Below are 21163 nucleotides of genomic sequence, written 5' to 3'. Positions count from 1 at the left end.
GCCCCGCCGGAGACCGACCTGGTAGCCGGTCTGTCTGAAAAGGACTAACGGCGACCCAGCGAGGTGCAGGTCAAACCAGCGCGCCGCAGGACGTCCGGGTCCAGCAGGTTGCGGGTGTCGACGACGACGGGCTGCCGGACGGTCTCGGCCAGGCGCGGCCAGTCGAGCGAGCGGAACTCCGGCCACTCGGTCAGCACCACCAGGGCGTCCACGTCCTTGGCGGCCACGTACGGGTCGTCCACAACGGACACCGCGCCGAGGTCGCTGCCGCCGGTCAGGGCGGGGTCGTAGCCGACGAGCTCCGCGCCCGCCTGCTTCAGCAGTGCCGCGACGGCCAGGGCCGGCGAGTCGCGCAGGTCGTCGGTGCCCGCCTTGAACGTCAGGCCCAGCAGGCCGAGGCGCACGTGCGACAGCGAGCCGCCGCGCTTGCCCGTCACGGCGAGGCGGACCTTCTCGACCATCCGCTGGCGCTGGCGCTCGTTGGTGTCGATCGTGGCGCGCAGCAGGCGGAACTCGAAGTCGGCGGCGTCGGCGACCTGGAGCATCGCGTGCGTGTCCTTCGGCAGGCACGAACCGCCCCAGCCGGGACCGGGGTTGAGGAAGGCCTGGCCGATGCGCTTGTCGTAGCCCATGCCCTCGGTGACGTCGGTGATGTTCGCACCGAGCCGCTCGCACAGCTCCGCGACCGCGTTGACGTACGAGAGCTTCATCGCGAGGAAGCAGTTGGCCGCGTACTTGACCATCTCGGCGGAGGCCGCGTCGGTCAGCACCGTCGGCGCGCCCAGGCGTGCGTACAGGGCGGCGACGCGCTCGGCGGCGTCCTGCTGGTCGCAGCCGACGACGATGCGGTCGGGGTTCAGGAAGTCGTGCACGGCCGAGCCCTCGCGCAGGAACTCGGGGTTCGACACGACGGCGACGTCGTCGCGGCGCAGCAGCTCGGCGGTGCGCAGCGAGGTGCCGACGGGCACGGTCGACTTGTTGACGATCACGCACCCGGACGGCAGCAGGTCGCGCGTTTCGTCCACAACGGCCTCGACGGCCTGGAGGTCCGCGATGCCGCCGACGCCCATCGGCGTGGGCACGCAGAGGAACACGACCTCGGCGTCCGACACCGCGGCGGAGGCGCCCAGCACGAACGAAAGGCGACCGGAGGCCAAACCCTCGGCGACCAGTTCGGCAAGACGGGGTTCGAGGATGTCGACCTCACCACGGGCGAGCCGCTCGACCTTCGAGGCGTCGACGTCCGCGCACACCACGCGGTGACCCAGCGAGGCGAGGCAGGCACCGGTGGTCAGACCGACGTAGCCCGTGCCGACGACAGCGATCCTTCTGACGAACATCATTCTCCCGTTCGGGTCACGGCGAACGCGCGGAGCACGGCGTCGTCGCTCACGTCGATCATCTTGTTGCCCCACTGGTCCGTGCCCGGGCCGAGCTCGGGCCTGCCGCCGGGGAACGGGCCGCGCGAGGCGAAACCGGTGAGCCCGTCGAACACCGCCACGTAGTTCTCCGCCTGGGGACGCCAGTCGAGCACGGCCTCGCACCGGCGCCTGCCCTCGAAGCCGAGGCGCGCGCGGCGTTCCGCGTCGTCGAGCAGGTCGAGCAGCGACGTCGTGAAGCCCTCGACGTCACCCGGTTCGACCAGCACGGCGCACTCGCCGGCCGACACCACGGTCTCCTGCAACCGGTAGGTGACGACCGGCAGCGCGTAGGCCATGTACTCCATGGTCTTGTTCATAGTGGACACGTCGTTCAAAGGCGACAACGGATCCGGGCCCAGTCCGACCGACGAGGTCGACAGGTAACGGGTGATCTGTTCGGGCCCGACTCGCCCGGTGAACTCGACGTACGGATCGAGTCCCCAGGCGCTGGCCTGCTTCTTCAGGTCCTCGAGGCAGTCGCCGAACCCCAGCAGGGCGAACCGGACGTCGGTGCGGCCGCGGTCGAAAACAACTCTCCGTGCGACTTCGAGGACGCCGTCGACGCCGTCCTGCGGTCCCATGATTCCGAGATAGGCCACCAAGTGTTTGCCGCCGCGTCGAAGTTCGTCCACGCCCTCGACAGGCCGCATCACGGTCGTGTCCGGGCCGGAGCGCACGACGGTGGTGTGCTCGGACGGAACGTCACCCCGCGTCCACGCGATCTTCTGGTACGAGGTGTTGGTCGACGTCACCCGGTTGGCCGTGCGGAAGGTGCGGCGCTCCAACCACTTCAAGATCCGGTACTGCGCCTTGCCCGCGATCCCCCTGGGCTCGCCGAAGCGGGACAGGAACACCTCGGGGTTGAGGTCGTGGTGGTCGAAGACGAACTTCACGCCACCGAGCCGCCACAGCAACGCGAGCGCCCAGTAGGTGTCCGGCGGGTTGCAAGCCTGCATGACGTGGAAACGCCTGCGGGCGCGGACCTTCACGCTCAGCAACGCCGTGCGCACCCAGCAGTACAGGAACTCCCACGCATAGCCCAGCGCGCCCTCGGCCTGGGGCGGCGGAGCGTACTTGTAGAGGTGCACTCCGTCGAGCAGTTGGTAGGCGGGATCACCCGGACCCTTGGGGCAGATCACCGAAACCTCGTAGCCGGCGTTGGTCAGGGCACGGCATTCCAGCCACACCCGGCGGTCCAGCGGCACGGGGAGGTTCTGCACGATGATCAACACGTGCGGCGATGACGTCACGCCTTGGTTCTCGTTCGGGAGGCCGAAACGGTTACACACGCGCGTGTCCGCTGGGCGGAACGGTGACACCTTCGCCATTTCTCGTAACGGAGGTACCGAAGCGCTCGATGTAGCGCGCAGGAGCCCTGATGCGAGGAGTGGTTGTGGAGCGGTCACCTGTCGCGGTGGTCATCGTCACCTACCAGAGCGAACAGGTCATCGCGGGATGCCTCGACTCGTTGCCGGACGGCGTGAAGGTGATCGTCGTCGACAACGCCTCCACCGACGGCACGGTGGAGGCCGCCACCCGCCCCGGCGTGGACGTCGTGCGCAGTCCGGTGAACGGTGGCTACGCCGCCGGGGTGAACCTGGGCATCAAGGCCGCCGAGGGTCACGACGTCCTGGTGCTCAACGCCGACATCCGGTTGCACCCCGGAGCCGTGGACGCACTCCGCGCTGCCGGCAAGCCGATCGTCGTCCCGCGTCTGGTGGACGAGTCGGGCGCGCTCTCGCTGTCGCTGCGCCGCAAGCCCCGTGTCGCCGGTGCGTTCGCGGAGGCGTTCCTCGGCGGTGGGCGGGCCGGCTCGATCGGCCTCGGCGAGACGGTCACCGACGTGAAGGCCTACCAGGGCGCGCACGCCGCCGACTGGGCCACGGGCTGCGCGTGGCTGGTGACCAGGGAGACCATCGAGAAGCACGGCCTTCTGGACGAACGGTACTTCCTCTATTCGGAGGAGACCGAGTACATGATGCGGGCGGGCGGGGTCTGGTACGAGCCGCGCGCGACGATCACGCACATCGGTGGCGAGGTGTCCACGAACGCCCGGCTGTGGTCGATGCTCACCGCGAACAAGGTCCGCCTGCACCGCGAGCTGCACGGCCGGTTCGCCGCGTTGTTCATGTGGCTGGCCATGGTCGCGAACGAAGGGCTTCGCGCACGGTCGCCGAAGCACCGCACCGCGTTGAAGGGGCTGTTCGGGATGGGCCGCTGGCCGGAGGAGACGAGCTCCGCGGGGCCGAGCTACCTGTGCTTCTCGGCGCAGGACTGGTGGTACCACAACCGGGCGCACTCGGACTTCCAGTTGCTGCGCCGCGTCGCGAAGCACCGCAAGGTGTTGCTGGTCAACAGCATCGGCCTGCGGATGCCGTCGCCCGGCAAGAGCACGCAGTTCCTGCGCCGGATCTTCCGCAAGGCGATGAGCGTCGCGAAGCTCGTGCGGCAGCCGATCGAGGACACGCCGAACTTCTACGTGATGACGCCCGCTCCCCTGCCGTTCTACGGCAAGCCGTGGCTGCGCAAGCTCAACTCGGTGCTCGTGCGCACGCAGGTGAAGGCGGTCTGCTTCTTCCTGCGCATGGGCACGCCCGTGGTGGTCGCCACGATTCCCACGGCGTGGGACGTCGTGGAGCCGATGAGGACCAAGGGCCTGATCTTCAACCGGTCGGACCGGCACTCGGCGTTCCCCGAGGCGGACCAGGGCACCATCGCCGCGCTGGAGGACCAGCTGCTGTCCAATTCGGACACCGTGCTCTACGTCAGCCGCGCCCTCCAGGAGGAGGAGTCGAGGCTGACCGGTGACCGTGCGCACTTCCTCGACCACGGTGTGGACGTCGACCACTTCACCCGCCGCACCGAACTCCCCGCGGACATCGCGTCGATCACCGGGCCGCGCATCGGGTTCTTCGGCAGCCTCGACGACTACCTCGTCGACTTCGACCTGATCGAGAAGGTCGCGCAGGAGTTCCCCGACGCGTCCGTCGTGCTTATCGGTGACGCCACCTGCTCGATGGAGCGTTACGACAAGTACCCGAACGTGCACTGGCTGGACTTCCGGTCCTACGACCAGATCCCCGGCTACGGCAGCGGGTTCGACGTGGCGCTGATGCCGTGGCTCGACAACGACTGGATCAAGCACGCGAACCCGATCAAGATGAAGGAGTACCTCGCCCTCGGCCTGGCCGTCGTCTCGACGGACTTCCCCGAGGTGGAGCGGTACGGAGACGTCATCCGGATCGCCAAGGGCGAGGCCGACTTCATCGACCAGATCCGGCTCACGCTCAAGGACGGCGGGCTGAAGACGCCGGCCGAACGCCGTGCGGCCGTGCTGACCGCGTCGTGGGACTCCCGGGCCCGTGAGCTCATGCAGATCGCTGAATCCACTTCTGGGGGCCGCTGACCATGTGCGGCATCGCAGGAATCAGGCGGTTCGACGGCACGCCCGTCTCGCAGGAGCTGCTCGCCGAGATGGCGAAGCGGCTGCACCACCGCGGCCCCGACGACAGCGGGTTCTGGGCGGACGGGCCGATCGGCTTCGCGCACACCCGGCTGTCGATCATCGACCTGGCCGGGTCGCCGCAGCCGATGGCGGGCGCGTCCGGCACCACGCAGATCGCGTTCAACGGCGAGATCCTGAACTACCGGCAGCTGCGCTCCGGGCTCACCTACCCGTTCCGCACGAACGGCGACACCGAGGTGCTCCTGGCGCTGTACGAGCAGCACGGGCCCTCCGCGGTGACCGAGCTGCGCGGCCAGTTCGCCTACGCGATCCACGACGCCAGGACGGGCGAGACGCACCTCTTCCGCGACCGCCTCGGCATCCTGCCGCTGTACTACTACGCCGACGCGAAGATGTTCGCGTTCGCGTCCGAGATCAAGGCGCTGCTGCCCGCGATCGGCGCGGCCGAGGTCGACCAGGAGTCGCTGCACGACTACCTGGCGCACCGGTCCGTCCCAGCGCCCCACACGCTGGTGCGCGGCGTCCGGAAGGTGCCGCAGGGCCACCACCTGGTGGTGTCGGCGTCCGGTGAGGTGCGCACCGAGGCGTACTGGGAGCTGCCGCGTGAGTCGGAGATCCGCAAGGTCACGCCCGAGGAGGCCGTGCGGCTCGTGGACGAGGCCCTCACGGCCTCCGTGCGCGACGCTCTGGTCGCGGACGTGCCCGTCGGCGCCTACCTGTCCGGCGGGGTCGACTCCTCGCTCATCACGGCGCTGGTGGCCCGCGAACGGGGTGACGCGGAGCTGCACACGTTCTCCGCGGGCTTCGGCGACCCGCGCGTGGACGAGGTCCACCACGCCGAGAAGGTCGCCGGGATCGTCGGCAGCCGGCACCACAACGTGACCGTCACGGCCGACGACTTCCGCGACAGCTGGGCGAAGCTCTCCTGGCACCGCGACGCGCCGCTGTCCGAACCCGCCGACGTGGCCGTGTTCCGCCTCGCCGAGTTGGCCCGCAGGGACGTCAAGGTCGTGCTGTCGGGTGAGGGCAGCGACGAGCTCTTCGGCGGCTACCCGAAGTACCGCTTCGCGCTGCCGACCCGCCTGGCCGGTGCCGCGCCCTCGTTCGCGTTGAAGCGCCTGGAGAAGGCGTTGCCGGCCTCCAAGGCACGGCTGGGCATCGCCCTGCGCGCCCTCGCCGAGCCCTCCTACGCCGAACGCATGCGCGGCTGGTTCGCGCCCTTCACGGTGTCCGAGCGGGCAGAGCTGCTCGGCGGGCCCGCCACCAGGTCGGTGCTCGCGCCGTACGAGAACGGGCGCGGGGACGCGGTGCGGCGCATGCTCTACGCCGACTCGCACACCTGGCTCGCGGACAACCTCCTCGAACGCGGTGACCGCATGTCGATGGCCGCGTCGCTCGAGCTCCGGCCGCCGTTCCTCGACCACCGCGTGGCCGAGCTCGCGTTCTCGTTGCCCAGCAGCGTGAAGGTGCGCGGCGGCACGACCAAGTGGGTCGTGAAGGAGGTGGCGCGGCAGCACCTGCCGGCCGACATCGTCGACCGGCCGAAGTCGGGCTTCAAGGTGCCGCTCGACGCGTGGTTCCGCGACGGCCTGCGCGACATGGCCTACGACCTGCTGACCGGACCCACGTCGTTCGTGGGCAAGACCTTCGACCGCGCGGCCGTCCGCGCACTGCTCGACGACCACTCCTCCGGTGACCGCAACGAGCAGCCCCGCATCTGGACGCTGCTCTCGCTCGAGGTGTGGCACCAAACGCTCAGCTGGTAGGACGGCACATGAACAGGGATTTCGCGTTCGCTTCCCAGGCAGGTGGGTGATCTCGTGTACGTCGCCTCCTCCCGCCCCGCCGGGACCGACTTCCGCAAGAGGCTGCCGGGCACGGTCTTCGCGCTCGGCACGGTCAGCCTGCTGACCGACATCTCCTCCGAGATGGTCACCGCGTTCCTGCCGGTGTACCTGCTCTTCACGCTCCAGATGAGCTACCTGCAGTTCGGTCTGCTCGACGGCATCTACACCGGTGCGACCGCCGTGCTGCGGCTCGTCGGCGGGTACGTGTCGGACAAGGCCAACCGCCACAAGAGCGTCGCGCTCGCCGGGTACGGCCTCTCGGCCGTCACGAAGCTCGTGTTCCCGGCGGTGGGCGCGTCCACGTTCGGCATCGGCGCCGTGCTCGCCGCCGACCGCGCGGGCAAGGGCGTCCGGTCCGCGCCGCGCGACGCCATGATCTCGCTCGCCACCCCGGCCGACTCGCTCGGCGCGGCGTTCGGCGTGCACCGCACGATGGACACGATCGGCGCACTGCTCGGTCCACTTGCGACTTTCGCGGTGCTCGCCTGGGTCACCACGCACCCGGAACCGGTGTTCGTCATCAGCTTCTGCTTCGCGCTGCTCGGCGTGATCGTGCTCGCGTTCTTCGTGCGCCAGCCGCCGAAGACCGAGACCACGCGCCAGGTGTCGATCAAGCGGTCGCTCGGGCTGCTGCGCACGGCCGGGGTCCGCCGCACGACGATCGCCGCGGCACTGCTCGGCTTCGCCACGATGTCCGACGCGTTCGTGTTCGTGGTGCTGCAGAAGGTCTCCGGGCTCAGCCCGATGTGGCTCACGCTCATGCCGGTCGGCACCGCGCTGATCTTCCTGCTGGCCGCGACACCCCTGGGCTCGCTCTCGGACCGGATCGGCCGCTGGCGGATCTTCTACCTCGGCCACGTGCTGCTGCTCGGCGCCTACGCCCTGCTGCTCGGCCCGGTCACCGGCTGGCCGCTGGTCGTGGCGGTGCTCCTGCTGCACGGCCTGTTCTACGCCGCCACCGACGGCGTGCTGATGGCGCACGGCGCCACCATGATCGACCCGGAGCTGCGCGCGTCCGGGCTGTCCATGATCCAGACCGGGCAGGCGCTGGCCCGGTTGCTCTCCTCCGTCGGGTTCGGTCTCATGCTCACGTTCCTCAGCTTCGGCACGTCCGTCCTCATCGGACTCGTCGCCCTGCTCGCCTCGCTCCTCGCCGTCCGCGTGCTGGTGAAGCCGTGAACCGCCGGCTCACGGGCGTCATCGCCATCGCGGCCGTGATCGTGTTCGGCGTCGCGTACGTGGTGTGGACGCTGAACAAGCCGAGCTCCGCCTCGTCCGGCAACGCCTCCACCGCGGGTCTGAAGTTCGTCGAGCAGAGTGACGGGCGCAACACCGTCGACGAGCTCGCCCCCGACGGCGCGCGCACGACCGGATCGCTGAAGTGCCAGCGGTTCTACACCGCGGCGGGCACGACCTCGTGCCTGCGCCTGGCCGGTCCCGGCCCCACCTACGAGCTCGCGGTGCTGGACTCTGCGGGCACGGTGCTGAAGACCGTGGGGCTGCCCGGCGTGCCGAGCCGCACCCGCGTGTCGGACTCCGGCAAGGTCGTGTCGTGGACCGTGTTCGTCACCGGTGACTCGTACCTGGCGCCGGGCGGCTTCTCGACCCGCACCGGGTACCTGAACCTCGCCGACGGCACGGTGGTGGAGTCGCTCGAACACTTCACGGCCTACTTCGACGACACGGCCCGTGCCCACGAGAACTTCAACTACTGGGGCATGACGTTCGCCGACGACGACAGGACGTTCTACGCCACCCTCGGATCGGGGACGCAGACCTGGCTCGTCAAGGGTGACGTGAAGACCCAGGAGGTGCGCACGATGCGCACCAACGCCGAGTGCCCGTCGCTCTCCCCGGACGGCAAGCGCGTGGCGTACAAGAAGCGCGGCGGCACGCTCGGGGCCTGGCAGCTCTTCGTGCTGGAACTCGACAGCGGCAAGGAGACGCGGCTGCCCGGCACCGACGGCCTCGACGACCAGGCCGCGTGGCTCGACGAGGCGACGCTCGCGTACGCGAAGGTGCCGCAGGGGCAGGCCCCTGCCATCTACGCCTCGGCGGCGGACGGGACGGGCGAACCCCGCGTGCTGGTGGAGTCGGCCTCCTCGCCGTCACCGCGCTAGCGCGACAAGCGTGAGACAGGGGCGTGGTTCGCATCGTCGCGAACCACGCCCCTGGTGTCGGCGTTGTGGCCCGCACCGCGAGCCGCACCACCTAGCTCGGCTTGTTGACCGCCTTGCCCGAGTCGGCCACGTTGTTCGACCACGCGGTGATGCCGACGTTCTTCTCGACCAGGACCTCGCCCCAGCCGCCGGTGATCGGGCCGAACTTGTTGTCCGTCACCACGGCACCGGTGATCGGGCCCTCGAGCCGCATGATGTACCCGCCGCCCGCCAGGAAGTTGCCGACCACCTGGAGGTTGGAGGCGCCACCGCCGCCGGGCTGCACGAACACCGCGCCGTTCTGGTGCGTGCCGTCGTACGCGACGCCGTCCGGGCCCTCGATGTCGATCCGGTTGTTGCGGATGATCAGGTCGGGGCCGCCGTAGCTCTGGATGCCGTCGTTGTGCGTGTTGTTCGGGTACGTCCCGAGCCGGGCGAGGTCGTGGATCCAGTTCTGCTCGATGAGGCTGCGGCCGGGGCCGTTCTGGATGCCGTCCGGCGTGCCGGAAATGTCGTTCCGGCGCAGCGTCATGGTCGAGTCGCCGTGGACCGCGCCATTGCCCCAGGTGTTGCCCGGGGTGTCGCCCGCCTTCCAGCGCAGGGTCGAGTCGGAAATGTCGAGGTGACCTTTCAGCCCGAGCACGGCGGACTGGCTGGAGCGGTTTCCCTCGACGATGGAATTGCGGATGGTGAGCGTTCCTCCGCCTTGGAAGGTGATTCCACCCTTCACGGAAACACCGTCGAGAACGAGGTCGTTCGCGATGACCTGGAGCTGACCGGCGTTCCACTTCGTGCCGGCCGGGGCGTTGCCGGGACCGTCGATGACCTTCAGCGCGGCGGCGTCGCCGCGGAAACCGACGGAGCCGGGCGCGGGAACGGTGCCGGGACCCGGTGCACCGACGGGGGGCGCGGGCTGCTTGACCGGTTGCCCCGTCGCCTTCGGCGGGGTGGTCGTGGTGGTCGTCGGCGCCACCGAACTGCTGCTCGGCGCAGCGCTGGACTCAGACGTGCTGCTACTGGGAGTGGCCGGGTCCGACGTCGGCGCTGACGTCGGCAGAGCGACGTCCTTGCCGGAACCGCAGGCGGCGGTGAACGCGAGAACGCCAGCAAGTGCGATGGACGCGGCGTACGGCCTCCTGCGTGCCGACAACCGGGCTGACCTCTCCGAGCTCGCCGACCTGATCAGTCGTGCGGACATGAGTTCCTTTCGAAATGGACTATTCGTCCCCCATGGCCCGTGGACGTGCGACCGCCCGTCGGACGGCGGCCACCCTAGACACAGTCACGCGCAGATCTCAACACGATCACGGAAATTGGAACGGAGCGACATAAGAATCATGAATGCCGTCGCGACGCACGGTGACGAAATGGCGCGGCACCGCGACCGCCGGCGCGGCATCGTAGCCCCGGCACCACAGGCACACCAGGGTCGTGCGCCGCCGGTCTCCCTGGCATCCCAGACAGCGGACCGAAGGTTGATCACATCTTGTAACAGCGACCGGCGGGACGTCGATCTCCTAATCAGTTGGGGTCACTTCTCCGTTGGGACGCGGATGGATTTGTGGAAGACGATTCTGGTGCTGCTGCGACGCTGGTATGTCGCGGTGCCGGTCTTCGTCGTTTCGTTGGGACTGGCGGGTGCGGCCTACGCGGCCGTGCCACTGCGCTGGGAATCGTCCGGAACCGTCGTTCTCACCACCCCCGCCTCCGGCGCCAGCAGTGAGGCGGCCAAGCAGCGAGGGCTCACCAACCCGTTCCTCGCGTTCGACATGAGCCTCGGCGTCACCGCCGCGATCCTCATCCAGAACATGAAGGCGCCGTCCGTGCAGGACGAGCTCGGCGTGGACGGCAAGGACTCCACCTACGAGGTCACCGGTCCGGAGATCGGCACGCCGTTCATCCACGTCGTCGCCGAGTCGACGACCAAGGAGGGCGCGTCGGACATCGTCAAGCGCGCGCTGGAGCGGATCAACAAGGACCTCATCGACCGGCAGACCGCGCTGCAGGCACCGCCGAGCACGTTCATCCTGGTCGAACCGGTCGCGCCGCCCACGGAGGCGGAACCGCTGCGGGGCGGCAAGCTGCGCGCCACGGGCGCCGCGCTGGTGCTCGGCCTGGCCGCGATGCTGACCGGCGCCTACGGCATCGAGAGCTGGTCGCTCGCCCGCAAGCGCAAGCGCGACGCCGAGGAGCGCAAGACCAAGGCCGCCACGCCGGGCGGCACGCCGCCTGCGGAGCAGAAGAACTGGTCCGAGCCGACCATGCGGATGGAGCCGGCCAAGACCGGGTCCAAGCCTGCGCGGTGACACCGGTGCGCCTGTCGTCGCGGGGGCTCGTGCTCCCGCCGCAGGAACTGAACGGACCGCGCAGGTACGGCAGGGTCGACGGGGCGACGCTCGGCTGCTTCTTCGCCCTGTCGCTCACGGTCATCCCGGCACGCCTCATCTTCAAGGGCCTGCCGCTCGCGCTCACGCCCGCGATGCTCATCGGCCTGATCATGGGCGTGCTGTGGTTCTGCGCGCAGATGGTCGACACGCTCGGGGTGGCCAAGGGCCGCAGCGCCGTGCGCACGTCGATGTTCCTCTTCGCGCTCTCGCAGGTGGCGACGTACGGCTACTCGACGTACAGCTGGCTGCCCAACGACGAGCTCAAGGCGACCGACCGGACGTTCATCACGATGATGGCGTTCGTGTGCGTCGGCATCGCGGTGTGCGACGGCGTCCGCGGCCTCGCGCGCATCGACCGCGTGCTGAAGTTCCTCGTCAGCGGCGCCACGTTCATGGCGATCGTCGGCATCCTGCAGTTCGTGCTGGCGTTCGACCTCACGCAGTACCTGATGTTCCCCGGCCTGAAGCTCGCCGGTGAGATCTCGTTCGTGCTCGACCGGGCGGGTTTCCGCCGTCCCGCGGGCACCGCCGAGCACCCCATCGAGTTCGGTGTGGTGTGCGCGATGGCCGTGCCACTGGCGTTGCACTACTCGTTCCGCGCCATGGACTACGGCGGCAAGCACTGGCGTTGGTGGTTCTGCACCGCCATCCTCGGCGTCGCCGCCACGCAGTCGTTGTCGCGCTCGGCGATCCTCGGCCTCTCGCTCGCCGGCCTGATCCTCATCCCGCACCTGCCGAAGGGCCGCCGCTGGAAGGCCGTCGTCGCGGTCGCCGGTTTCGTGGTGGCCCTGCGGTTCCTGGTGCCCGGCCTCGTCGGCACGCTGATCGCGTTGTTCACCAACATCGGCATCGACCCGTCGATCGACAGCCGCGAGCGGGGCATCACCCGCGCGGGCCAGGAGATCTCCGAACACCTGTGGCTCGGCCGCGGCCTGGGCACGTTCCTGCCGACCAAGTACGGCTACCTGGACAACCAGTACCTCGGCACGATGGTGATGGCGGGCATGGTCGGGCTCGCCGCGCTCATCTTCCTGTTCCTCGCGGCGGGGTACGCGGCCATGCGGGCGCGGATCACCTCCGACGACCCGAAGGTCCGCGACCTCGGCGTCACCCTCGCCGCCTCGCTCTCCGTCCCGGCCGTGTCGGCGGCGACGTTCGACCTGCTCGCGTTCTCGGTCGCGACCGGGTTCGCCTTCCTGCTCATGGGCGCCAGCGGAGCCCTGCTCCGAGCCGTGCGCGAAGAGAAAAGTATGAGGGGGGTGCTGGTTCTGCCATGACCACCAGCGCGCACTGTCACAGGACCCGCACGCCGGGCGCGTCCTGGTGCCGGGTGGCGGCACCGCCGTCGTCACCACGCCCCGCGCGGCAGGAGGCCGGCGCGTGACCACCACCATCGGCGGCAAGGTCGGCAAGGGCGCGTTGTGGAGCCTGCTCAACAACGTCGTCCTGCGCCTCGGCGTGCTGGTGTCCGGCATCGCCCTCGCCCGCATCCTCTCCCCCGCCGACTACGGCGTGTTCGCCGTCGCCCTCGTCGCGATGACGCTGCTCCAGGCCTTCAACGAACTCGGCGTCAGCCTCGCCCTGGTGCGCTGGGAGCGGGACGTCCGCGAGTTCGCGCCCACGGCGATGACCATCGCGGTGGCGAGCAGTTCCGCCCTGTACGCCATCACGTTCTTCGCGGCGCCCGCGTTCTGCGAGGCGATGGGCAGCCCGTCCGCGGTCGGGGTGCTGCGGGTGCTGTGCCTGGCCGTGGTGCTCGACGGCATCGCGGTCGTGCCCGCCGCCATCCTGAACCGCGAGTTCATGCAGGCCCGCAGGTTCTTCACGGACTTCGCGGCCTTCTCGGTCACCACGTCCATCACGATCACGATGGCACTCAACGGTTTCGGCCCGATGAGCTTCGCCGTCGGGCAGATCGCGGGCAACGTCGTGTCGGTGACGATCTACCTGGTGCTGTGCCCGGTCAAGATCAAGCCGGGCTGGGACGGGGTCATCGCACGCGAGCTGATCGCGTTCGGGTTGCCGCTCGCCGGGGCGAGCCTTCTGGTGCTGTCGGTGACGAACGTCGACAAGATCGCGATCGGCGCGCTCACCGACGAGGTCACGCTCGGCCTGTACCTGATGGCGTTCAACCAGTCGAGCCTGCCGCTGCAGGTGTTCTCCGAGGCGGCGCGGCGGGTGTCGCTCGCCGGGTTCTCCCGGTTGCTCGACGACCGGCAGAAGCTCGAGGACTCGCTGGCGCGCGGGGCCGGGTTGCTGATGGCGGCCACGATCCCGGTGTGCGTGGTGCTCGCGTGCTACGCCGAGCCGATGCTCGCGTTCGTCTACGGCGAGAAGTGGACGGGCGCCGCGCAGGCGTTGCAGATCCTCGCGATCCTCGGGCTGCTGCGGGTCGCGCTGTTCATCGGCTACGACCTGCTCGTCGCGTTCGACTCCAACCGCCAGCTGCTCGGCCTGCAGGCGTTGTGGCTGGGCGCGATGCTGCCGACGTTGCTGATCGGCACGCACCTCGACGGCATCCGCGGCGCCTCGCTCGCGCTGCTCGCCGTCGCCGCGCTCGTCATGATCCCCGCGTTCGCGATCGTGTTGCGCCGCAGGGGCCTCAAGCTGGGCTCGACGCTGAAGGCCTGTCGCAGGCCCGCGATCGGCGGGGTGCTGATCGTGTTGTCGTCGTTCGCGGTCCACGAGTTCGTCGAGGGATCGTTCGCCCTGCTCGCCGTCGGCGGGCTCGTGGCACTGGCCGTCTACCTGCCCGTCGTGTACCCGATGCGCGCGATGCTCCCCGGGAGATCCTGATCATGAACCGCACCAAGGTCTCGGCCATCGCGCGCAAGGCGCTGCGCGACGCGTTCGGCCTGTGGCCGTTGCACGAGGTCAAGAACACCGTCGTGCTCGGCAGACACGTCCGCAAGCTGAGACGGTTCGAGGACGACGAGGTCTACCGGCTCGGCCCCACGCGGCCCAAGGCGCTCGTCGCGACCGTCATCCCCACCTACAAGCGTCCCGAGCTGCTCGTCGACGCGGTGAACTCGGCTCTCGCGCAGACCGTCACCGACCAGGTGGTCGTCGTGGTCGACGACGGCGCCGGCCTGCCCGCCCTCCCGGAGGACCCGCGGCTGCACGCCGTCAGCCTGTCGCGCAACACCGCCGTGCTCGGCCTGGTCCGCAACGTCGGCATCCGGCTCACCGACTCGAAGTACATCGCCTTCCTCGACGACGACAACACGTGGCGCGAAGACCACCTCGCGCTGGCGTTGGCAGGCCTCGAAAAGGGCCCGGACGTCGTCTACACGGCCGTGGAACGCCGCCGCGCCGACGGCACCGTGCTCGACGTGCTCACGCGGGAGTTCGACCGGGTCTCGTTCCGCGACGGCACGCCGTACGTCGACGCGAACTCGCTCGTGGTGCGCCGCTCCCCCGACGTGATCTTCAGCAGGTTGCCGCGCACCAAGTCCACCCTGCCCAAGGAGGACTGGGAGTTCGTGCACCGCCTGGCGAAGCGGCACGTGGTCGAGCACGTGCCGCAGCCCACCGTGCGCTACCTCGTCAACGAGGCCAGCTACTACACCGCCTGGGACTGACGGGTCAGCAGCCGGAACGCGGGTTTCTCGACGAACCGGAACAGCAACCAGGCCAGCACCAGCGACACCGAGAACATGAGCGCGGCGGGGACGACCGCGGGAATCCCCGTCACGCCCAGCTCGTCGAGCCCTTCGGCGACCGTGCGGATCACGAAGTGGTGCACGAGGTAGAAGGCGAACGACACCTCACCGAGCCACACCATCGGCCGTGATCGCCACGGCGACCGCGTGCCGTCCACATCGGACACCGCGACCGCCGCGATCAGCAACGCCAGCGGCACCACCGTCACGGCGACGAACCCGAACGTGCCGGGCACGTGCGCGGAGCCGAAGTAGGCCACCAGGACCAGCGCGGAGGCCGGCAGCGGCCTGAGGCCGATCCACTGCCCGGTCATGACGATCCGCGCCATCACCATGCCCAGCGCGAACTCGAGCGCCCGGGTCACCGGGAAGACGTAGACGAACCAGTACTCGACCGGTGGCGGGAACAACATCGCCGCCACGGGAACCAGCGCCACCGCCGCGGCCAGTGCCCCCGCGATCCACCACGGCCTGGTGACGCGCGTGACCCACCGGATCAGCAACGGGAACGCGAGGTAGAACGCCGCTTCGCAGGAAAGCGACCACGCCGGGGTGTTCACGGCGAAGAACACGCTCTCCGCCGGAACCCACGCCTGCAACAACAATGCGCCCAGCACGACCGACACGGCGGAGACCTCGTGGGCACCGAGCACCACGAGGCCGAGCAGTGCGACGAACCAGGCGACGACGTGGTTCGGGTAGATCTTCGCGGCCCGGCGGCGCCAGATCGACGTCGCCGCCTGCCCCGGTCGTGCCGACCACGTCAGCACGAACCCGGACAGCACGAAGAAGAAGCTGACGCCGATGGCGCCGGGCCCGAACAGCAGGCCCATGGCGCTCTCGGCCGGTCCGCCCCTGAACAACCCCAAGGCGTTGAGGTGGAAGCCGAACACCGCGAGGGCAGCGACGAAGCGCAGCCCGGTCAGTGACGGCAGACGACCATCAGATGCCCTCACGTTTCCACTGCCTCAGCCGGTACGTCTGCCGCAGCCGGCGAGCGGCCGCGGTGAGCACCAGTGGGCTGAGCGCTCTGCAGGCGCGCACCCCGAGGCGTTGGCGGAGGCGGAGGGTGTGCCACTCGGGCAGCCGGTCGGCGCCGTCGAACGCCTTGCGGGCGAACTCGACGAGCTCCTCGACCGGTTCGGCGTCGACCCGGCCCTTGTCGTAGGCGCGGCCGGCCCGGCGCAGCGCGTCCTTGGCGAGGACCCGCCGCACCCGCTGCTCCATCGACGCCACGTCACGCCTGCTGCCGTCGGCCCGGTCCAGCAAGGCCTCGTAGGCGGCGAGGCGTTGCTGCAAGTCGCGTACACCTGACCCAGCGTAGTAGTTCACCGACATGTTGTTGCCGTGAACGCGGTAGAAGGCCTGGTCGACCCCGCGGAGGTAGCCGACGTCGGCGTGCAGCGCGAACCGCATCCACATCTCGATGTCGCCGGTGTGCGGCAGCGCCGGGTCGTAGCCACCGATCTTCTGCTGCAGTTCGGTGCGCACCACCACTTCCGGCGAGGTGATGCACCCGTCGCCGAGCTCGAAGCGGCGGCGCAGCCACTTCTCGCCCTCGTAGACGATCCAGCCCTGCGACTCGGTCCGCGCGTGCGGGTACGGGTCGCTGCCGTCCCAGTGCAGCGGGCGGCCGTAGACGAAGCCCACCGACGGGTGGGCGTCCATCAGGTCGGCCGCCCGCTTGAGCGCACCGGGGGTGAGGGCGTCGTCCGCGGACAGCAACGCGCAGTAGTCCGCGGACGCCCAGCCCAGCAGGCCTTCGTTGTAGGTGGCGATGTGACCCTTGTTGGTCTCGTGCTCCCAGACGGTCACCCGGCTGTCCGCCGCGGCGAGCTCCCTGGCGACGTCGGCGCTCCCGTCACGGGAACAGTCGTCGATCACCAGCACTCGCACGTCCACCCCTGGTTGGTCCAGGACGCTGCGGACCGCGCCGGGCAACACCGAGCCGTACTTGTAGCACGGGATCACCACATCCACCGAAGACACTGCCGTTCACCCTCCCCTAGTTGTCGAACACGGCGTCGACCCAGTAGTTGGTGCCGCCACCACTGTCACCCGGCATGACCCCGCCCGAGCCGTACCGGTAGACGCCGTTGGGCGCCGAGCCGGTGTGGGCGGGTGCGGTCAGCGGGCCCCTCGTCCTGTTCTCGTTGAAGTAACCGGTCGTGTAGCCGTAGTAGCCCGCGGAGGTGTGGAACGACACCACGTACGTGGTCCCCGCGGTCACCGCGACCGGGCTGGAGAACGTCAGCGTCTGCCAGCCGCTTCCGGTCTCGTTGCTGAACGTGCCCGTGGCGAGCACCTGGCCCGTCGACGACCACAGCGTGCCGGTGTGCGTGCCCGTGTCGCCCACGGACTTGTAGAACCGGACACCGGTGATGGAACCGTTGGCGGACGGCGTGATCCTCGTGCCGAGCTCCACCGGCGAGTCGATCGCGGTCACCGCCGGGGCGTCCACCGAGCGGAACAGGGTGCACGGGCAGGCGCCCGCCGCTCCGGTCGTGAACGTCCAGGTGTGCGGTGCCGGCATCGAGTTGCCCTGCAGGTCCGTCGCGGAGACCGTGACCGTGTAGGACGTGTTGCCCGCGAGGTCCGCGTTCGGCGCGAAGCTCACCGACCTGCCGTCCGGCGTCACGCGCGTGGTACCCGCGACGGTGGCGCCACCGGTCACCTTGACCGTGAGGCTGACCGACTCGGCTTCGACCGGTTCGTTGAACGTGGCCGTCACACCGTTGCCGGTGGGCACGTCGGTCGCGTTCGCCTGCGGGTCGCGGTTCGTCACGGTCGGCGGCGAGTTGTCCGCGCCGTCGGTCACGACGATCGGGTCGACCCAGTAGTTGGTGTCGTTGTAGGAGTTCGACGGGAACCCGCCGCCGTACTGGAAGACGCCCTGGCCGCCGGCGGCCGCCGAGGTCGGCGCGGTCACCACACCGCGTCCGGCGCCCTTGTTCGCGAAGTACCCGCCGTCGGCCGCGTAGTGGCCCGTCGGCGTGCGGTACGACACGACGTAGGTCTTGCCGGCCTGGATCTGCACGCCCTGCGCGAAGGTCAGCGTCTGCCAGCCGGTCGCCGTCTCGTTGACGAACGTGCCGGTGGCGAGGCGCGTGCCGTTGGCCGCGTAGAGCGAGCCGGTGTGCGTGCCCGTGTTGGCGGCCGACTTGTAGTAGCGGACACCGGTGACGACGGCGTTGGTGGAGCTGGTGAACTTCATGCCCAGCTCGACGTCGCTCGGGTCGTTGGTGTCGGTGTTGTTCGGCACCGCCTGCCCGAACACCGTGCAGGGGCACGGCGCCGGTCCCGCACCGGTCGTGAAGTTCCACGTCCTCGGTTGCGCGAGCGCGTTGCCGAAGCCGTCCGTGGCGTTGATCGTCGCGGTGTAGGAGGTGTTGGGCAGCAACAGGTTCGTCGGGGTGAACCGCACGACGTTGTCGTTCGTGCTGGTCGCGCCCGGCACCTGGGTGGAGCCCTGGGTGAGCGTGAACGTCACGCTCGACGGGTCGACCGGTTCGGAGAACGTCACCGCCACGTCCTGGTCGGTGTACGCGCCCGTGCCGTTGACCGCCGGGTTGCTGGAGGTCACCGTCGGCGGGTTGTTGTCGGCGCCGTCGGTGGTGACGACCGCGTCGACCCAGTAGTTGCCGCCGTTGAACGTCGAGTCCGGGAACCCGGCGCCGTAGCGGAACACGCCGTTGCCACCGGACGACTCCGCGGACGGGGCCGTGACCGGGACGACGCCCGCGCCCTTGCCGTTGAAGTACCCGGCGGTGAACGCGTAGTGACCGGTCGTCGTCGAGTACGACACGATGTAGGTCTGGCCGGCCCTGATGCCCACCGGCTGCGCGAAGTTCAGCGTCTGCCAGCCGCTCGCGGACTCACCGCTGAACGTTCCGGTCGCGAGGCGCTGGCCGGAGGAGTTCCAGAGCGAGCCGGTGTGGGTGCCGGTGTTGGCGGCCGACTTGTAGAACCGCACACCGGTGACGTTCGCGTTGACCGACGTCTTGATCTTCATGCCGAGCTCGATCGCCGACGTGTCACCGCTGTCCACGGTGGACGGTGTCTGGTTGCCGAACACGGTGCACGGGCACTGCTGCGCGCCGACGGTGAGGTTCACCGTGGTGGTCGCGCCGAGGTTGGCGTTGTCGTCGGACGCGCGGACCTTGATCGAGACCGGTCCGAGGTTCGACGGCGTCCACGGGTAGGTCCACGTCGAGGTGCCGTTGGCGCGCCGCCACGTGGTGCCGTTGTCGAGGGAGACCTCGACCGCGCCGACCTTGCCGCCGCCCGAGTCGGTCGCGGTGCCGGAGATCGTGTGCTGCGTGCCCGCCGGGACCGTGGAGTTCGCCGCCGGGTTGGTGACGGCCACGGCCGGTCCGGTCGTGTCGGTGCTGCGGGTCGCGAGGGTCAGCGGCGAGCGCAGGTTCTGCGGCTGGACGTTCATGTCCGCCAGCACGTTGACCGTCGCCTGCTGCATCGCCTGGCTGGTCGGCGTGGTCGTCGGCGCGCCGTGCGGGTAGAGGTGGTCGCCGTCGAGGCCCCACGACCACTGCACGGTGCCGGCGCCCCACACCAGCGCGCGGCTGGTCTGGTCGCGGTAGAGCACCATCTTGTGGGTGGCCGGGCCACCGCCGTAGAAGTGGCCGTTGTCGAGCAGCAGCTGACCGTCGTCGACCGTCACGGTCGTCTCGGACAGCGGCACCGCGCCCGGCGGCCGGTAGTTGTTGTCCGGGTCGACGTTCCACTCGTAGCCGAGCGTGCCGACGGGCAGCGTCGTCGTGGTCGTCGCGGTCGCGAGCGGGGTGTCGCGCCAGAAGCGCATCTTCCCGTAGGCGGCCGGGACCTGGATGGCGTCCGCGCGGTAGCCGTTGACCATGAACAGCGTGCCGGTGATGGCGTTCTCCGGCCGGCCGCCGTCACTGGGCGGCGACAGGCGCGCGTCACGCCAGGTGCCGGTCCACTCCGGGCTCGGGTCGAGCTTCGCCAGCGGGACGGCCTTCGTCTCCTTGTAGCAGACCAGGGTCCGGTACGGGGTGTTCGACGGGTCGATGCTGTTCTCGAAGCGGGTCTTCCAGAACCACTCGTTGCCCGACATGAACATCATGTTGACGCCGGCCGCGCGCGCCTGCTCGATGCCCGTGCGCTGCGCGGCGTTCACGTACTCGTCGTGACCCGACGACACGTACACCTTGTGGTTGCGCACCAGCGCCGGGTTGCGGGTGACGTCCACACCGGACAGGTAGGAGACGTTGTACCCGTTCTTCTCGAGCCAGCGCACCAGCGGGTACTCGGCGTTGAGGAAGTTCGCCGTGCCACCGTTGCGGTACGGGCGGTTGTAGCTGACCTTGTAGGCCCGGCCGTCGGAGGAGCCGCTGAAGCCGCCCTCGTAGAGGTTGAACTCGTTGACGTTCGGGCGGTCGCCGTACTTGTTGTACGCCTGCCACGTCTGGTCGGAGGTCTGCACGACGATGTCCGACGTGGACGAGTCGCTGCGCACGACGAACGGGTACTGGCTCGCGCCCGCCTGGCCGTCCTCGCGGATGAAGTTCGCGATGTAGAACCCGGGGATCTGGGTGGACGGCACGTTCCAGCGCGCCGACACGGCCCAGTTGCCGCAGTCGACGAGGCCGACGTTGCCGTCGTAGGCGCAGAAGGGCTGGCTCTGGGGCAGGGAGACGATGGGGTTCAGCGTGGTGATGCGCCGGGCGCCCTCACCGTTGCGGTAGTAGCCGAGTCGCAGGATCTCGACCTTGTAGTTGTTGCTCGGGGTTTTGATCTTGAAGTTGAGCTGCTCCCCCGGTTGCACGCTCGTCGCCGTGGCGAATCCCTCGATGTCGCCGTACGGAGACTCGATCCACCACTCGTCCTTGGGCGTGCCGTCCAGCGAGTTCTCGCAGACGATCGCGTTGTTCGGTGGATCACAAGGGCCCGCCGTGGCGCTGCCCGAAAGGCCTACGACGAATGTCGCGGCCAGCGCGCCCACAAGGGCGCTTCCCCAGACCTTCTTGGCTACACGAATCCTGTGCGCCGGTCTGCCCATCACGTGCCTCCATAGGGCCCTACGCCGTTTGTCTTACATTCGGCCATACACCTCGCAACGTTACGAAATTTGGTGTATACCAACACTTTTCACTGTCAGTGCCCTTCGGATAACCGACGAGCGACCGAAACAGCCGTCCACAGAGGTCTTCAAATTCCTGGCGTCACATGCCGTTCACCGTCAG

General features: G+C 69.3%; 14 protein-coding genes. 8 read left to right on the top strand and 6 right to left on the bottom strand.

All coding sequences use genetic code 11. The annotated features are described in order from the left end of the window. Nucleotides 1-44: 44 nt before the first annotated feature. On the bottom strand, nucleotides 45-1340 hold the full coding sequence (locus BMY74_RS39905; protein ID WP_089926448.1) for a UDP-glucose dehydrogenase family protein: 1296 nt from the start codon (nucleotides 1338-1340) through the stop codon (nucleotides 45-47). Then, nucleotides 1340-2671 (bottom strand): glycosyltransferase family 4 protein, encoded by a 1332-nt coding sequence (locus BMY74_RS39900; protein WP_245786644.1) that lies wholly within the window; start codon nucleotides 2669-2671, stop codon nucleotides 1340-1342. Before BMY74_RS39900 ends, BMY74_RS39905 begins: the two co-directional genes overlap by 1 nt. Before the next feature lie 128 nt (nucleotides 2672-2799). Here BMY74_RS39900 and BMY74_RS39895 point away from each other — a divergent pair, with 128 nt between their 5' ends. Genes BMY74_RS39895 through BMY74_RS39880 form a run of 4 tightly spaced genes read left to right on the top strand, consistent with a single transcriptional unit; the run spans nucleotide 2800 to nucleotide 8854 of the window. Then, nucleotides 2800-4827, top strand: coding sequence for a glycosyltransferase (locus tag BMY74_RS39895; RefSeq protein WP_177230163.1), 2028 nt, complete (start codon nucleotides 2800-2802; stop codon nucleotides 4825-4827). 2 nt (nucleotides 4828-4829) lie between these two features. After that, nucleotides 4830-6653, top strand: a complete 1824-nt coding sequence (gene asnB, locus BMY74_RS39890) for an asparagine synthase (glutamine-hydrolyzing) (protein WP_089926245.1) — start codon at nucleotides 4830-4832, stop codon at nucleotides 6651-6653. A 54-nt stretch (nucleotides 6654-6707) separates the two neighbouring features. Continuing rightward, entirely contained in the window at nucleotides 6708-7913 is a 1206-nt protein-coding gene (locus tag BMY74_RS39885; protein ID WP_089926444.1) for an MFS transporter, read from the top strand. Continuing rightward, the gene (locus BMY74_RS39880) at nucleotides 7910-8854 is read left to right on the top strand and encodes a TolB family protein (protein ID WP_089926242.1); all 945 of its coding nucleotides are present in this window, start codon (nucleotides 7910-7912) and stop codon (nucleotides 8852-8854) included. Before BMY74_RS39885 ends, BMY74_RS39880 begins: the two co-directional genes overlap by 4 nt. A 91-nt stretch (nucleotides 8855-8945) precedes the next feature. On the opposite strand, the gene BMY74_RS39875 is transcribed toward BMY74_RS39880, so the two are convergent. After that, nucleotides 8946-9866 carry a right-handed parallel beta-helix repeat-containing protein gene (locus tag BMY74_RS39875; RefSeq protein WP_089926239.1) on the bottom strand — a complete coding sequence of 307 codons (921 nt, stop codon included), beginning with the start codon at nucleotides 9864-9866 and terminating at the stop codon, nucleotides 8946-8948. Nucleotides 9867-10446: 580 nt separating this feature from the next. Here BMY74_RS39875 and BMY74_RS39870 point away from each other — a divergent pair. The 4 genes from BMY74_RS39870 to BMY74_RS39855 all read left to right on the top strand — a co-directional run bounded on the left by BMY74_RS39870 (nucleotide 10447) and on the right by BMY74_RS39855 (nucleotide 14861). Continuing rightward, a complete protein-coding gene (locus tag BMY74_RS39870) occupies nucleotides 10447-11199 on the top strand; it encodes a hypothetical protein (protein ID WP_143091910.1) in 753 nt (250 codons plus the stop codon). 5 nt (nucleotides 11200-11204) lie between these two features. After that, nucleotides 11205-12557, top strand: a complete 1353-nt coding sequence (locus BMY74_RS39865) for an O-antigen ligase family protein (protein ID WP_143091909.1) — start codon at nucleotides 11205-11207, stop codon at nucleotides 12555-12557. Nucleotides 12558-12660: 103 nt separating this feature from the next. Next, entirely contained in the window at nucleotides 12661-14076 is a 1416-nt protein-coding gene (locus BMY74_RS39860; RefSeq protein WP_177230162.1) for a lipopolysaccharide biosynthesis protein, read from the top strand. A gap of 2 nt (nucleotides 14077-14078) precedes the next feature. Further along, nucleotides 14079-14861, top strand: coding sequence for a glycosyltransferase family 2 protein (locus BMY74_RS39855; protein WP_089926227.1), 783 nt, complete (start codon nucleotides 14079-14081; stop codon nucleotides 14859-14861). Here the strand turns inward: BMY74_RS39855 and BMY74_RS39850 are convergent. From BMY74_RS39850 to BMY74_RS39840, 3 genes are read right to left on the bottom strand one after another with little or no spacing between them, the layout of a single operon-like run. Further along, nucleotides 14843-15898, bottom strand: a complete 1056-nt coding sequence (locus BMY74_RS39850) for an acyltransferase family protein (RefSeq protein WP_089926223.1) — start codon at nucleotides 15896-15898, stop codon at nucleotides 14843-14845. The genes BMY74_RS39855 and BMY74_RS39850 overlap by 19 nt on opposite strands. Next, a complete protein-coding gene (locus BMY74_RS39845; RefSeq protein WP_089926219.1) occupies nucleotides 15885-16931 on the bottom strand; it encodes a glycosyltransferase family 2 protein in 1047 nt (348 codons plus the stop codon). Before BMY74_RS39845 ends, BMY74_RS39850 begins: the two co-directional genes overlap by 14 nt. 16 nt (nucleotides 16932-16947) lie before the next feature. After that, nucleotides 16948-20979 (bottom strand): DUF4082 domain-containing protein, encoded by a 4032-nt coding sequence (locus tag BMY74_RS39840; RefSeq protein ID WP_177230161.1) that lies wholly within the window; start codon nucleotides 20977-20979, stop codon nucleotides 16948-16950. Between the last annotated feature and the right edge of the window lie 184 nt (nucleotides 20980-21163).

Origin of the sequence: Lentzea albida, assembly GCF_900111005.1 — a bacterium.
Lineage (GTDB): Bacteria > Actinomycetota > Actinomycetes > Mycobacteriales > Pseudonocardiaceae > Lentzea > Lentzea albida.
The sequence above is the reverse complement of the archived record's forward strand: the minus strand, read 5'-3'. Positions and strand labels throughout refer to the sequence as shown.

What these genes read in the sequence shown, in the direction of transcription:
- BMY74_RS39905 (WP_089926448.1), bottom strand. Translation starts at nt 1,340, where the DNA reads ATGTTCGTCAGAAGGATCGCTGTCGTCGGCACGGGCTACGTCGGTCTG.
- BMY74_RS39895 (WP_177230163.1), top strand. Translation starts at nt 2,800, where the DNA reads ATGCGAGGAGTGGTTGTGGAGCGGTCACCTGTCGCGGTGGTCATCGTC.
- asnB (WP_089926245.1), top strand. Translation starts at nt 4,830, where the DNA reads ATGTGCGGCATCGCAGGAATCAGGCGGTTCGACGGCACGCCCGTCTCG.
- BMY74_RS39870 (WP_143091910.1), top strand. Translation starts at nt 10,447, where the DNA reads ATGGATTTGTGGAAGACGATTCTGGTGCTGCTGCGACGCTGGTATGTC.
- BMY74_RS39855 (WP_089926227.1), top strand. Translation starts at nt 14,079, where the DNA reads ATGAACCGCACCAAGGTCTCGGCCATCGCGCGCAAGGCGCTGCGCGAC.
- BMY74_RS39840 (WP_177230161.1), bottom strand. Translation starts at nt 20,979, where the DNA reads ATGGGCAGACCGGCGCACAGGATTCGTGTAGCCAAGAAGGTCTGGGGA.